Annotated in this window: 13 protein-coding genes; 11 read left to right on the top strand and 2 right to left on the bottom strand. The window is 41.4% G+C overall.

Features of this window, described 5'->3' with window-relative positions:
- From ABJL82_RS11225 to ABJL82_RS11175, 11 genes are all read left to right on the top strand, one after another.
- Positions 1 to 165: GxxExxY protein (locus ABJL82_RS11225; protein WP_347274786.1), on the top strand; the 165-nt coding region annotated here is incomplete at its 5' end.
- A 373-nt stretch (positions 166 to 538) separates the two neighbouring features.
- The gene (locus tag ABJL82_RS11220) at positions 539 to 2,482 is read left to right on the top strand and encodes a tetratricopeptide repeat protein (protein WP_347274784.1); all 1,944 of its coding nucleotides are present in this window, start codon (positions 539 to 541) and stop codon (positions 2,480 to 2,482) included.
- A 305-nt stretch (positions 2,483 to 2,787) separates the two neighbouring features.
- Complete coding sequence (rpsO, locus tag ABJL82_RS11215) at positions 2,788 to 3,051, top strand: 30S ribosomal protein S15 (RefSeq protein ID WP_347274785.1); 264 nt, start codon at positions 2,788 to 2,790, stop codon at positions 3,049 to 3,051.
- Positions 3,052 to 3,167: 116 nt separating this feature from the next.
- Positions 3,168 to 5,285: a polyribonucleotide nucleotidyltransferase gene (pnp, locus tag ABJL82_RS11210; RefSeq protein WP_347274783.1), complete on the top strand. Its 2,118-nt coding sequence runs from the start codon at positions 3,168 to 3,170 to the stop codon at positions 5,283 to 5,285.
- 200 nt (positions 5,286 to 5,485) lie between these two features.
- Positions 5,486 to 5,692 (top strand): cold shock domain-containing protein, encoded by a 207-nt coding sequence (locus ABJL82_RS11205; RefSeq protein WP_164995646.1) that lies wholly within the window; start codon positions 5,486 to 5,488, stop codon positions 5,690 to 5,692.
- Between the two features lie 79 nt (positions 5,693 to 5,771).
- The gene (locus tag ABJL82_RS11200; RefSeq protein ID WP_347274782.1) at positions 5,772 to 6,593 is read left to right on the top strand and encodes an ATP-binding protein; all 822 of its coding nucleotides are present in this window, start codon (positions 5,772 to 5,774) and stop codon (positions 6,591 to 6,593) included.
- The gene (locus ABJL82_RS11195; protein ID WP_347274781.1) at positions 6,580 to 7,941 is read left to right on the top strand and encodes a sigma-54 dependent transcriptional regulator; all 1,362 of its coding nucleotides are present in this window, start codon (positions 6,580 to 6,582) and stop codon (positions 7,939 to 7,941) included. Before ABJL82_RS11200 ends, ABJL82_RS11195 begins: the two co-directional genes overlap by 14 nt.
- A gap of 229 nt (positions 7,942 to 8,170) precedes the next feature.
- On the top strand, positions 8,171 to 8,548 hold the full coding sequence (locus tag ABJL82_RS11190; protein WP_347274780.1) for a hypothetical protein: 378 nt from the start codon (positions 8,171 to 8,173) through the stop codon (positions 8,546 to 8,548).
- A gap of 94 nt (positions 8,549 to 8,642) precedes the next feature.
- Positions 8,643 to 9,164: a peroxiredoxin gene (locus tag ABJL82_RS11185; RefSeq protein ID WP_347274779.1), complete on the top strand. Its 522-nt coding sequence runs from the start codon at positions 8,643 to 8,645 to the stop codon at positions 9,162 to 9,164.
- Between the two features lie 344 nt (positions 9,165 to 9,508).
- Positions 9,509 to 10,045: a hypothetical protein gene (locus ABJL82_RS11180; protein ID WP_347274778.1), complete on the top strand. Its 537-nt coding sequence runs from the start codon at positions 9,509 to 9,511 to the stop codon at positions 10,043 to 10,045.
- Between the two features lie 2 nt (positions 10,046 to 10,047).
- A complete protein-coding gene (locus ABJL82_RS11175; RefSeq protein WP_347274777.1) occupies positions 10,048 to 11,310 on the top strand; it encodes a carboxypeptidase regulatory-like domain-containing protein in 1,263 nt (420 codons plus the stop codon).
- Between the two features lie 83 nt (positions 11,311 to 11,393).
- Here ABJL82_RS11175 and ABJL82_RS11170 read toward each other — a convergent pair whose 3' ends face one another.
- Positions 11,394 to 13,523, bottom strand: a complete 2,130-nt coding sequence (locus tag ABJL82_RS11170) for a molybdopterin-dependent oxidoreductase (RefSeq protein ID WP_347274776.1) — start codon at positions 13,521 to 13,523, stop codon at positions 11,394 to 11,396.
- Positions 13,524 to 13,906: 383 nt separating this feature from the next.
- Entirely contained in the window at positions 13,907 to 14,881 is a 975-nt protein-coding gene (locus tag ABJL82_RS11165) for a glycosyltransferase (protein ID WP_347274775.1), read from the bottom strand.
- Between the last annotated feature and the right edge of the window lie 20 nt (positions 14,882 to 14,901).

Raw genomic sequence — 14,901 nt, 5'->3', positions numbered from 1 at the left:
ATCTGTTTTGATAAAGTTATTGTTGAGATAAAGGCGGCGAAAGAGATATGTGATGAACACCGTGCTCAATTGCACAACTATTTAAAGGCAACAGGGATGACTGTTGGTTTACTGGTCAACTTTGGACACTATCCAAAAGCAACCATAGAACGTATTGTAAAATAAATTTCCGCTTAAAGGCAACCACGGACTACTCGGAAGAAGAAGAAAAGATGGTAACCACGGAACACACGGAACACACGGAATACACGGAAAAAAAGGGAAGAGGATAAGTGGGAAGGGTGTGTAAAATATTATTGGAAGAAGAAGTATATGCTTCATGAAGATGTATTATAAAATAAATGTCCGTGTATTCCGTGTGTTCCGTGGTTATTCGTATTAAAGGCAACCACGGAATACACAGATTAAAAAATTAAATATTCGTAGTTCAACATTAAATATTTTGCCAAAAATTGCAAAGAAATTACTGCTAAATGAAAACAGTTACCCTGTGAGCTGATTTTTGTTAACTTAAGCTGAAATTAATATACATTTGAAGATGTTAAACAGAAAATATCATATTTTGTTATTTGCGATAATCGTTGCCACCCCTCTTATCGTCTATCTCAATTCTCTGGCAAATACGTTTGTTTATGACGATTACCTCACGATAACTAACAATCACTTTATTCGTGAATGGCGTTATCTTACCGCACTTTTTAGCAAAAAATATGCTGCTGTATCTAATGAACTGACGTACCGCCCCATTGTTACCCTTTCGTATTTTATCGACTATGCCCTCTGGGGGTTAAGACCTGCAGGATACCACTTCGTCAATAACATTATCCACACCATAAATGTGGTTTTGTTGTATTTTCTGGCGCATCGGCTTTTTGGGAATCGTATAGTCTCTTTGATCTCATGCCTGATGTTTTCCATACATCCGGTATTTTCTGAGGCAGTAAATGCCATAAGTTATCGGGAGGATCTTTTATCTGCGACCTTTTTGTTGATTGCGTTTATTTTTTTTCTCAAATCTTCAGATAAAACGGCATGCATAAGGAATCTTTCTGCCTTTTATGCGGTATCCCTGATTGCCTATTTCTTTGCGTTATTATCAAAGGAAATGGCAATTACCTTTCCCCTCCTTGCATTTGCCCATGATTTTATTTTTAAAAGAAAAGAAATTGCCAGCCGCCAGTGTGCCGGTATGCTTCCGTGCAGTGTTTATTTTCTAAGGGGCCGTTTTGTTACCCACTATATTGGATACATTATTATTAGCGGCATATATTTGTTTTTACGATTCAAGGTATTTAAAAATTCGGGAGAAGTGATATTTTATCCTGAAAAAAGCATCTTTATAAACGCCCTTATGATGACGAAGGTAGTTGGGTATTACCTTAAACTTTTCTTCATTCCCATGCCCTTAAATGCGGATTATGTTGTTCCTGTTGCGTATTCTGTCTTCGATGGGGCATTTATTATTTCTCTTATGGCAATCTGCTGCACTATGGTGTTGGTGAAAAAAAGTTGTTTTTCCGGGAAGTGGGTTTTTGCTTTTACCTGGTTTTTTGTAACGCTTTTGCCCGTGCTTAACATTGCCCCTCTGTTAAATATAATGGCGGAAAGATATCTTTATATCCCGGGCATAGGATTTACCCTGTTTGCGGGCCTGGCATTTAACAAAGGCTTTCAATGTTTTTACAGAAGAAGGCATTATTTTCTGTCATTTGCTGTGATAATTTGTTTTTTGCTGATGTGGGGGACAATACTGAGAAACGGGATCTGGCTTAATGAATTTACCTTTAGCACGGAAACGATACGCCGTTCGCCAAAGAGTTACAGGATTTACAATGGCCTTGGATATTTTTATTACAATAATGGTTTAATCGATAAGGCAATTCGGGCATTTGAAGGCTCTATACAGGCAATGCCAACACATCCGAAGGCGCACAGCAATCTCGGCGCTGCGTATTCTCTGAAAGGAATGCAGGATAAGGCGATTGAAGAACTGCAATTTGCCGTTCGGCTGAGGGAGCAATACCCTGAAGCGCATAACAATCTGGGACTCCTTTATAAAAGAAAAGGCATGCCCGACATGGCGATTAATGAATATGTGGCAGCGCTTAAAACAAACCCCTATTATGCGGATGCGCATAATAATCTTGGAAGCGTTTATATTGACACGGGAAGGTATGAAGAAGCCCTTTCTGAATTAGAAAAGGCATTAAAAATCAGAAGCAACTTCGCGCTGGCGCACTATAATATGGCGGTAATCTACTTCAAAAAGGGCCAAGTGGAAGATGCGTATAATAAACTTTTGGAAGCATACAAGTTGGATCCCGGCAATGCCGACGTGCATCTCAGTCTTGGAGTTGTTTATAAAGACCATTTTCACGATACTGCCAAAGCCCTTTTTCACATAAAAGAGTCATTGCGTATAAATCCACAGCACAAACAGGCGGAGGAAATGAGGAAGGTTATCAGGGAATTAAATCCATAAGAAAGTCGGCAGTCTACAATCGGCAGTCGGCAATCGGCAAATTGCAGATTGCAGATTGAGGATTGAGGATTGGAAACTGGAGACTGAGGACTGTTTTCGTGCTTAGGCGGGTTAAAAGGGAGTGAAACCGCAGATTATCATACCATACACACTAAAACCACAATGGGATACCCCATTTTTTTTGTTGCAAAGAACAGATGGTCTTTGCTATACTTTGCCCTTATATTGTTTGTTTTAACGATGAGTTAATAGGTATTTACACATAGGGCAATGTGGGTATTTTTAAAGGATTTGGTGTTTCGATGATAAGTAAAGAAGCAAAACAGAAAATTATTAATGATCTTAAAATTCATGAAAATGATACAGGTTCTTCAGAAGTGCAGATAGCTTTGCTCACCGGACGAATCAATCATTTAACGGGCCATCTGAAGGTGCATAAGAAAGATCACGCATCGAGAAGAGGATTGTTGCAGATGGTAGGCAATCGTTCCGCGTTACTTAATTATTTGTCAAGAACAGACCGCGAAAGATACAAAAAACTAATAAATAAACTAGGTTTACGCAAATAAATCTAAATTCCTGGAGGAATCAATATACATACCCACACCAATGCATAAGACAATTAAAACTAACCATTCCTTTGCTGGTCAATGGAAAATTAAAGAACATAGATTGAGAGGTCAAAATGGCACAATTTAAAGTGGAGAAGTTGATCGGCAATAGAGCGCTTAGCATAGAAACAGGCCGGGTAGCAAGGCAGGCCGATGGCGCCGTATTAGTGCAATATGGCGAAACTATCGTATTGGTTACAGCGGTTTCTGCATCAGAAGAAAAGGGAAATGTAGATTTTCTTCCACTTACCGTCGATTACCGGGAAAAGACATATGCCGCCGGGAAATTTCCTGGCGGTTTTTTCAAGAGAGAAGGAAGGCCTTCTCAAAAAGAAATCCTCACCATGCGCTTGATAGACCGCCCTATCAGGCCGCTCTTCCCAGATACGTACTTCCGCGAAGTTCAGGTTATGTCAATAGTACTTTCCGCCGATAAGGAAAATGATCCTGATATACTTGCGATGGTGGGCGCTTCCGCCGCATTATCCATTTCCAGCATTCCCTTTAGCAAACCTACCGGCTCGGTAAGGGTTGGGCAAATTGAAGGGAAATTTATTATCAACCCCACACATGCCGAGTTGGCACAAAGCAGCATGGACATTGTTGTCTCCGGAACAGAGGATGCCGTTATGATGGTTGAGGCGTCTGCAAAGGAAATTCCCGAAGAACAGATGGTGGACGCCATTATGTTTGGACATGCGGCTATAAAAGAAATCATAACTCTTCAACACGAACTTATTGAAAAATGCGGAAAAGAAAAGCAAATTGTTGCTCCTTCCAGGATGAATAAAGAACTCATGGAAGAAATTAAACAAAAATATTATACCGCTATTGTAGAAAAGAATCTGACTCCGGGAAAAGGATACAGAAAAGAAGCGCTTGATGAAATACTTGCGGCCATAATTAATGAATACTGTGTAGAAGGCATCGAAAATGCACCTACACCAAAAGAAATTAAAGCAATATTTGAGACTGTTGAAACAGTTGTAGTCCGGGAGCAAATAGTATCCAAAGGATTGCGGCCTGATTCCCGTGGATTGAAGGATATAAGGCCTATTACCTGTGAGGTTGGCATTCTCCCCAGAGTACATGGTTCTGCTTTGTTTACAAGGGGAGAAACACAGGCAATTGTTGTGGCAACCCTAGGTACCACGTCGGACGAACAAAAAGTGGACGGACTTGAAGATGAATATTCAAAGAAATTTATGCTGGATTACAATTTCCCGCCTTTTTGTGTTGGTGAAACAAAGCCGTTACGAGGGCCTGGCAGGAGAGAAATCGGGCATGGAGCATTGGCGGAGCGGGCACTGGCAGAAGTCCTTCCGCCACCGAACAAATTCCCTTACACAACCCGTGTGGTGTCTGATATAACCGAATCTAACGGGTCTTCTTCGATGGCATCAGTTTGCGGCGGGACGCTTGCCTTAATGGATGCCGGTGTGCCTATAAAAGCTCCTGTAGCCGGCATTGCTATGGGTTTGGTGAAAGAAGAAAACAGTGTATGTATTTTATCTGACATACTGGGGACCGAAGATCACCTGGGAGATATGGATTTTAAGGTTGCAGGCACCGCTCAGGGCGTAACCGCTTTGCAAATGGATATAAAAATTGCTGGAATTACTGAAAAAATAATGCGTGATGCGCTGGCGCAAGCCAGGGAGGGTAGGCTTCATATTCTTCAGGAACTGGAAAAAGTCATTGAAAAACCGAGAGAAAAAATTTCTGTATACGCGCCAAAAATTGTACAGATTAAAATTAACCCGGAAAAAATCGGAATGATTATTGGCCCTGGCGGAAAAAACATAAAGAAAATACAGGAAGAAACCGGGGCAAAAATTGAAATTGAAGATGATGGAACGGTAATCATTTCCGCAACCCTTGCGGAATCGGCAGAAAAAGCAAAAACATGGATTGAAAATATGACGAAGGAAGTTGAGGTTGGGAAAACGTATAAGGGAAAAGTTTTATCAATAAAAGAATACGGGGCGTTTGTTGAAATAATTCCCGGGCACGATGGCTTGGTACATATTTCCGAGCTTTCCGACGGATATGTTGAAAAGGCGGGTGATGTTGTGGAGGTAGGCCAGGAAATAATGATAAAAGTAATCGGCATAGATGACCAAAAAAGAGTCAAATTGAGCAGGAAAGCTGCTTTAAAGGAAAGCGAACAACCCCTCACTCCTAAGAGTTAAAATTAACTATAATTGGGTATAATATTTGGGAAAATTTCAAAAAGGAGGACGTATTAGAGATTCTGTAAACAAATAATATATCTATTTTATATCTTTTTTATCTTTTTAGGAGGATGTAGAACCATACGGTAAAGAAAAATGTTGCTAAGTTTGTTCGTTTTTTTAAAGTGGTAAGTATTAAATATAAGGAGAATGAGATAATGGCGATTGGCAAGGTTAAGTGGTTTGATGCAAAAAAGGGTTTTGGTTTTATCGAGCAAGAGGGTGGAGGAGACGTCTTCGTTCACTATTCCAATATTGGCGGTGACGGATTCAAAACACTCGAAGACGGAGAAAAGGTGGAATTTGAAGTCGTCGAAGGAGCGAAAGGTCTGCAAGCCCAAAAAGTTAATCGCGTAGCTTCTTAAAAAATATATAAAATATCATTTAACGAGCCGGGAGGAAGCAAATTCAGCCATCTTCCTGGCTCTTTTTTTTAATAAAAAAGTGGTTCAATATCTGATCGGCGCTATTGCGTCTGTAATAATCGTAGTTCCGTTAGCATATTACTATTATAACAGGGGGATAATTCGTAAAACAAAAGAACTGGAAAAACGCACGATTGATTCTGAACGATTGGCGTTTGCCGGTACATTGGCAGGGGGACTTGCCCATGAGATTAAAAACCCGCTAAGCACTCTAAACATTCACCTACAACTTCTAAAAGAAGACCTGCAAAGTATCATTGGCGCTCCAGGAGACGACACCTGGAAAGTTTATAGAAAAATAGAGATTATCCAGAAAGAAGCACTAAGATTAGAAGAAATCCTGAATGATTTTCTCCGGTTTGCCAAAGGACAAAAACTGGAATTAGAATACTGTGATGTTAATGAAATTCTAGATGAAGTAATCAACTTTGCAACACCGGAAATCAAACAAAAAAATGTCGTTGTTCTTAAAAGCTATCATCCCGGTTTGCCTTTATGTTATATTGACAGTAAACTTATAAAACAAGCCTTTCTTAATATTATTATCAACGCGCAGCAGGCTATGGAAGATGGAGGGGAACTTATGATTCGAACCTCAAAAATAAAAAAGTCGGTACAAATAGATATCACAGATACAGGCCATGGCATTCCCAACGATTCGCTCAATAAAATCTTTCAAGTGTACTATTCTACAAAAACTGCCGGCACCGGGCTCGGGCTCCCTACTACGAAAAGAATTATAGAAGAACACAGGGGCACAATTAGCGTTCAAAGCCAGGAAGGCAAAGGTACAAATTTTACCATACAATTACCCATAAACCTCGAAAATGTCTCAGTATAATACAACAATTCTGATCATCGATGATAACGAAGAACATGCGAATGCTACGGCGGAAGCAATACAAAAGGTAGGATATAAATGTATTGTTGCTACCAGTGGCAAAGAGGGTTTAAAGATTATTGAAACAGAAGAGATAGACGTCGTAATTACCGACCTGATTATGCATGATTTCAGCGGCATGGAAATTCTTAAAGCGACTAAGGAAAAATTGCCCGAAGCGGAAATTATTTTGATAACAGGATACGGCACTGTGGAAACAGCCGTTGATGCCATGCGAAAAGGCGCCGCTACCTTTCTTCTGAAACCAATTAATATTAACCATCTGCGCGCAGAAATTAATAAACTCGTTGAAAAACAAAATCTGGTTAGAAATAACATATTGCTCCAGAAACAGCTTGATGAAAAATACGGCCTTACTGGAATTATTGGCAACAGCGCCAGTATGCAAAAGGTATTGACCATGGTAAATCAGATTTCCGGAACGAATGCCACCGTACTGATTACCGGGGAAAGCGGCACAGGGAAGGAACTGATAGCAAAAACCATACATAATAACAGCCTGAGGAAGCATAATCCTTTAGTAATCCTTAATTCTGCCGCAATTCCGGAAAATATTCTTGAAAGCGAATTGTTCGGACATGAAAAAGGGTCATTTACCGGGGCGTTGTATCAGCGGAAGGGGAAGTTTGAATACGCACACCGCGGCACTTTCTTTCTTGATGAAATAGGCGACATGCCTCTTTCCGCACAAGCGAAACTGTTGCGTGTGTTAGAAGACGGGGTGATTACGCGCATCGGCAGCAATGAGTCCATTGAAGTAGATGTGCGCTTAATCGCTGCCACTAATCAGGAACTTGGAAATCTTATAAAAGAAGGAAAATTCAGGGAAGACCTGTACTTCAGATTAAATGTTATTCGCATCAAACTGCCTCCTCTCCGCGAACGGCTTGAAGATATTCCATTGCTCATTGACGCATTTATTCGGGAATTTTCCAGATTATATAGTAAGGAAATTTTGCAAATTACCCCTGAAGCCAGAAAAATATTATTAAGATACCAGTGGCCGGGCAATATCAGAGAACTAAAGAATTGCATAGAAAGCATGGTAGTTATTACCACAAAAAAATATTTAGATGTAGAAGACCTGCCCGACCATATCGAAAAAAAGAGCGACGAGATGCCCGCCTCTCATGGTTTGATGGCGGGAATGACTATGGAGGATGCAGAAATAGAACTCATTAAATGCACATTAGCCAGTGTGGGAGGCAATAGAGAAGAAGCCGCCAGAATGCTTGGGATTGGTGAGAGAACTCTTTATAGAAAGCTAGACCTTTACCGCTTGAAATAAAAAAGATGGTAATAATTTAGTACCTTATCGAGAACTTCTTTGCATTTTTTGGCAAAATATTTAATTGTCCCTTTTGCAAGCTACAAACTACAATCTACAGTCGGCAATCGGCAGATTGCAGATCGAGGATTGAGAAATGCTGGCTATGCCAGTTTAGGTAACACTTGAGTCTTTTTCAAAAAACTAAATTGTTACAAAATATGAAAATCTTTCGAATAATTAATTCCGTATGTTAGAAATCAGAGTATGCGCCAATTGCAAAAGAAGTCTTTCCAAAATTGATATTGAATCAGGAAATGCATTGTATCAGGAAGGTGGAACGGTAATCTGCGGCGCTTGCCTTGCCGGACAAACAAAAACGGAAGAAAAATGTGAAGAAAATGACTATATCATGGAATCGATATTACGCGAAGTAAAGAATATTAACCGCACTCTTACCTATGAACCCGCCTCCTGGTTGCCAATCATGGCCTCTGTAATACAGTGTTTTGTATTTGGTTCCCTCATTTTTGCCTACCTTCACCGTAATGGAGATGTTCATTCCTATCTATTACTAGCCATTGTTTTTCAAATAATGGCGCTGACCTTTTTCGTGATAAAAAAATAACAGCGAAATGTTACTTGACTTTCACAGGCAGTGTTATATAATCAATAATCATTATTGAATGGTAATATTTTCATATTAAAGAACGGAGGGAAATATGGGTATACAAGTAGGGCAATGTGCACCTTGTTTTACACTGCAAGGTGTTGTGGGTGAAAAATTTGAGGATTTTAGTCTGGATAATTATAAGGGTAAGTGGGTGGTGCTGTTTTTCTACCCCCTGGATTTCACTTTTATTTGTCCAACGGAAATAACGGAATTTTCAAAGAAAGACGGAGATTTTAAATCGCTCAATACCCAGGTATTGGGGGTAAGTATTGACAGCGTATTCTCACACAAGACCTGGCTTAAGGATCTTGGGAAACTTAATTACCCGCTGCTCAGTGATATAACAAAAGAAGTCTCAAGAAAATATGGAGTGTTGATTGAGGATAAAGGTATTGCGTTAAGGGGCACATTTATTATTGATCCTGAAGGAAAAATAAAATACCAACTCGTTCACGATTTAGGTGTTGGAAGAAGTGTTGAAGAAATTCTGAGAGTGCTTAACGCTTTACAGACCGGAGAACTTTGCCCTGTTGAATGGAAACCGGGAAAGAAGACCTTGGGTAAGGGTTAATATAAATCCAAAGGCAACTATTCAGCGCAAACATATTGCGCTGAATAGTTGCCAAATATTTTTCAATACACGATTTTTGATGAAAGCTCCGATATCTATAATGTTCAATACCACGAAGAAAAGTCTTTTGTCGTTCCTCATACATCACACACCTTTTTTTACCTTTTCAAGGTTACTGATGGTCGCCTGAGATACCCTGGATTTCATAGCTAATGTAACCTGATAAATACCTTTTTGACTGGCATGTTCATGCAGAATAACCGCTCCAATATTATTAGGTATGATGCCACCAGGATTTCTTTGCAGATATCGAAAAAATATATTTTACCTGTCAGGAGGAAATTATGACAAAAACATCTTTTGCCGCAGTACTCGCAGCCGTACTATCTATTTGTGTTTTCATTAATCATGCACATGCCGTTATGACCGGACTTAGTACGGAAGAACTCACAAAATCATCGCATGCCGTTGTCACGGGTACTGTTGAGGATGTTCAATCGTACTGGGGCAGTGACAGAAAAACTATTTTTACCACCGCCTCAATAAAGATAAGTGAAGTTATCCGCGGTAAAGCCGTTCAAAACACCATTATCGTTGAGTATGAAGGGGGAGAAGTAGATGGCATTGGATTAAGGATATCGGACATGGCTGTTCTCAACAAAGGAGAAAAAATACTCTTATTCCTTAAAACTGTGAAAAGTAAAAAGGCGGAACAGAAAGAAGACGTATTTCGCATCGTCGGAAAGGCACAGGGAAAATATCTTATCGATAACCAAGGCATAGCGAGAAAAAGCGGTTTCTCTGTTATTGATGGTAAAGAGGTAATCGATAATGAAGTATCCATAGAAACTCTCATAAACAAGATAAAAGGAGTCGAATAAACATGTCAAAAACAAGATGGAACTATATTATTCCCTTTATCGTAATCATAGTATTAAATCTCTGTTGTTTAAAAATATATGGATTCGAAGTCAGTACCACAGACAGTGGAAATGAAATAAAATGGAAAAAGGAGACGGTAACGTATCTTATTAATACCACAAACAGCCCTTCCGGCAGCCTTGAAGCGCTATTGGCGGCGATGCAGACCTGGACAGAAGTTGACACATCTACATTTACATTCGTTGACGGTGGAACAACCTCAAAAAATAGTCACGGAGAAGCGGACGGCATTAATATTATTGATTTTGGGGTTATTAAGGAAGAAGGGGTATTGGGGCAAAATTCTTTCTGGTTTTATGCGTCCGGAGAGATGATTGACAGCGATATACGCTTTAACACCAAAAATACATGGAGTACTGACACCTCGTCAGACAAATTTGACGTGCAGAATGTAGGCACGCATGAACTCGGGCATTCCCTCAGTTTGGAGGATCTCTATCGCAACAGCGATTCGGGGAAAACGATGTATGGCTATGGTTCTCCCGGAGACACCAGCCAAAGGACGCTGCATCAGGACGACATGGATGGGATTACTTATTTGTACCCTGTAAATACGTCAAGTCCAAATACGACACCAGTGGTATCACCAACGCCCGGCGTAGCAACCGGTGCGCTAGCAGGGTTTGTAACGGATAATGATAGAGGGTTGGTAATAGCAGGGGCAACGGTGCGTAACCAGTCCGGGCTGTTCACCGCTACGACAGGTGCGGATGGATATTATCAGATTGATAATATCCCCGCCGGAAGTTATACGTTCATCGCATTAGCTACCGGATACGCTTTGAAAACAGTAACGGGTATAACGTTAACGGAGGGAGAAACATCTACGCTTGACTTTGCGTTATCGGCTGCCGTTGTTCCAACGCCATCTCCCGAAGAATGCCCTGATGCTTCAGAGGTTGTAGCAACGTCTGCGTCTGTTGATCAGGATACCTTGATTCTTGCAAAAGGCAGCAGCGGAGAAGTTACAATTATTGTGACTGATAATGATGGATGTACGGCAGAGGGCGTGAAAGTAACACGGAAGCTTTCTTCGGCTAACAAGAAAATGATTAACGTAAAACCTCTCAGCACAAAAACAGATGCAAGTGGCCAGGCAACGTTCACCATCAGGGCGAAGAAGAACAAAGGAGGCGCTAGCGTGAAGTTTAGCGTAGGCGGGGTGAAAGATAAACCAAAAGTAAAGATTGCCCTTACGAAGTAAAATCGCGCCCGGACAAAGTTTTTCTCCGTAATACTTTAGATTTTTCAAAAAGCTAAAGTGTTACAATTATTCAGGATGGTTTCTCATGTTTTTTCCTTTTCAATAGCGCACAACAAGCCTCTTAATTGATAAGACCCAAAGGCGGGGTCGTAAGGGGGTTTGTTGTTTGTTAATACGTTGGCGTTCGATTCCCAAATACCGAATTCCGGGCCCACTTTTTCAGGAAACCACCATCCATGTTCCACGCTTATCACCCGTGGATGAATATCTTCCGTTACCTGCGCCTTCATCCTGATGCTTCCCCGCGGCGAACTCACAATGACCCAATCACCATGGTTTATTCCCTTTTCTGCGGCGACCTCCGAATGCATTTCTGCCTGCGGATATGGCCTCCGCTTTCTCAGAGAGGGTATCTGTCTGTGTTCGCTCTGGAAAAATTCTTTTTTTCGGCTTCCCGTAATGAGCACATAGGGAAATTGTTCCGCCAGTTCAGGCGATTGCACCGGGCTTTCCGGGGGTTCTTTGTATGTTGGCAGTGGATCGTACCCCAATTTCTGTAATGATTTTGAATAAAGTTCTACTTTTTTCGAAGGTGTTCTGAATCCTTTTTCCTCATACCTTTTGTATTCATGCGGCGGATAAAAGAACCCTGTTTTTTTTAATGCCTGATACTCTACTCCTAAAGGTTCTAATTGATAATTCATTACGTCTTCCAGGCTTTCTTCGCTTCCTGGCAGGTGAAGCCGTTTGGAGAGTTCGTTGATTATCCATTCGTCCTGCCTGCACTCTGCGTGCTGCGTGATTTTTTGTTGAGCCATGACCATGTTTTCTACCACCAGGGGATATCCAATTACCTGTTCAACTTCAGGCCAAAATGCCGCGGGAAGGACATAATCCGCCAGTGCAGCAGTAGGCGTCATAAAAAGATCAGTAACCACCAATAGCTCCAGTCTTTGCAAACTTTCATATACCTCTCCCGGATTTGCTACTGTAGTCAAAGGGTTGTTTCCAAAGATAAGAAGCGCCCTTACCTGATACGGATCGCCCGTTCTCATTGCCTTAAATAATGCAGGGATGTGTGCAGACGGCATGAACGCCCTCCAGCCACCCAGTAGTTTAAATGTATCCGCCCCCAAACGCTTTTTCAGCATACCTTCCGGTAATTTCTCTTTGAGGGTAGGGTAGCTGCGAATGATATTTTTACCAATAATATCACCGCCAGGATTGTCGATGTTGCCTGTTAATGCGCGTAAAATGGCAATGCTTCTGACGGTTTGCAGGGAGTTTGTGTTCTGTTCAATGCCCAGTCCCCATTCTAATATTGCAGGTTTATTCAGGGCATATGTCCGCGCAGCATTTACGATGTCAGATGCAGCTACCCATGTAATCGTCTCCGCCCATTCAGGGGTGAACGCTTTTACATGTTCCCTAAGCTCAGAAAACCCATGCGTCCATTTCTCCACAAATTCTTTATCATAAATATTTTCCTTTATAATAACGTGCATCATTGCCAGTGCTAATGCAGCGTCAGTCCCTGGCCTCACAGGCAGCCACTGTTTGCAGCGTTTTGCAGTCTCCGATCTCCTGGGATCAACAGCTATGCCGATTGCACCCTTATCCAATGCCCTTTTGACGGAAATGGCCAATTCACCGTCCGGCCCCGATACCAGGGGATTATGCCCCCAGAATAAAATGCATTTTGGCGGTACGTCTCCATAGTAATCCCCGACGACAAAACCGCCATACATAATATTGCTAACCGTAATTCTCGGGATAAAACACTGCGCTAAACCAGGTTCATACCAATTCGGCGTACCCAGCGCATTTGCGAACCGCACGACATGCATGTAATGGTGTCTTCCAGTTCCTTGCCCCAGTGCAATCGATTCCGCACCGTGTTCTTTTTTCAAGGTGTCCAGCTTGCAGGCTATTTCTTCCAGCGCCCTTTCCCATGAAATGCTTTCCCACTGCATGCTTCCTCTTTTACCTTTGCGTACAAGGGGAGTTCTTAATCTGTCCGGATGATTTGCTATTTCGGGAGTCATTACTCCTTTAACGCACATCCAGCCCTTGTTCATCGGTGACGCCGGATCGCCCTTTACCTTTACCACCTTGCCATTTTTGACGGATACAATGACGCCGCAGCCGCCGTGACAGATTCTGCAAATACTTTTATAGGTTTTTTCTATATTGTCAGTCAATGTTATTTCCATAAAATAAAGGCATCAAACCACGGAACACTTGGCATACACGGAAATTTATTTTACAACACATCATGTGCGGGTTCAGGTTTGTAACCTGAACCAAACATTTTATGCCTTCTACCCATCCTTATATTACCAGAACAAATGACAAATAAATTCCTCATGCCAAACAGCGCTTTTATAATTCAGGCATTGGATTTTATCTCTGTTCATTCCCCCATTGTACGCATAAACTTATGGGTTCAGGTTGCAAACCTGAACCCGCCGAAGTGGAACGGGCCGTGTATTATTTACGCTGAATAGTTACCACCATTCTCTCTCATAATCTCCTTCCAATTTCTTTTTTTCAGTGTATTTAGTGTATTCCGTGGTTACCATATTTTATTTATAATTTAATGAAACCGTGTTAGCGCCATTCCCCATAACATTCCAAATCCCAGAGCACCTGCCCTGAGAACAAGTAAAAATGGAACACATAATCCAACGAGGCAATCTTTTCTGACTCCCAATATCATTAAAGGCAGGGATAGTAGGAAGAAAAATGTGCCTGCGCCAAATGCCGCATACAATCCGGTGAGGGAAAAAACAGAAAATGGTATGCTCATTAGGAATAAAAACAGAAAAAGAATCTGTAATTTTAATGTTTGAGGGGTGTAGGTATCTTTAAGCATCTTGCCGGGAAATTTTTTATATACTACCGTCCGCCAATATCCCCTCCAGAATTTGAGTCTTGCATACCTTTTTACCGAGGCGGGATGGTGCAAATGAAAAACAATGGCGTTTGGATTGAACACCATTTTAAATCCCAGCTTTGACATGCGGTACGATAATTCCGTATCTTCATTGTTCGCAACGGGAAAACTCGTGTCAAAACCGCCAAGCTGAAGAAACGCGTCTTTACGAAAACCCGCGGAATACGTGTCAACCATGTCGATTGATGCAGCCTTTTTCAGCATTTCAAACCGCTCTTCAAACTCAAGCTGGGCAAAACGGGCAACAATGCTTTTCTGCCTGTTCCTATATGCCCCTTTTACCGCCATTACGCTTTTATCGCTGAACGGCGCAGCCATTTCCCTTATCCAATCAGGTTCCGGCACACAATCGGAGTCGGTAAACAAAATAATTTCTCCTTTTGCCGCCATTGCTCCCTTGTTCCTTGCCGTTGCAGGCCCGCTATTTTCCTGCCGGAGATATTTTATATCATACGTCCTTGCAATTTCACCCGTTGCATCTTTTGAACCGTCATCTACCAAAATTACTTCATATGAAGCGGATGGATAATTTTGTTGTTTCAGGGCATGTAAGCACTGCCCGATTGTTTTTTCAGCATTATAAGCTGGTATTATGACTGATATGGAAAATGGCATACAATATTTTCGTCTCTGAA

The sequence above is a fragment of the Candidatus Kuenenia sp. genome (assembly GCF_039794105.1).
In the GTDB taxonomy this organism is placed as follows: Bacteria; Planctomycetota; Brocadiia; order Brocadiales; family Brocadiaceae; genus Kuenenia.
This window is presented reverse-complemented; position numbering and strand designations above follow the sequence as displayed.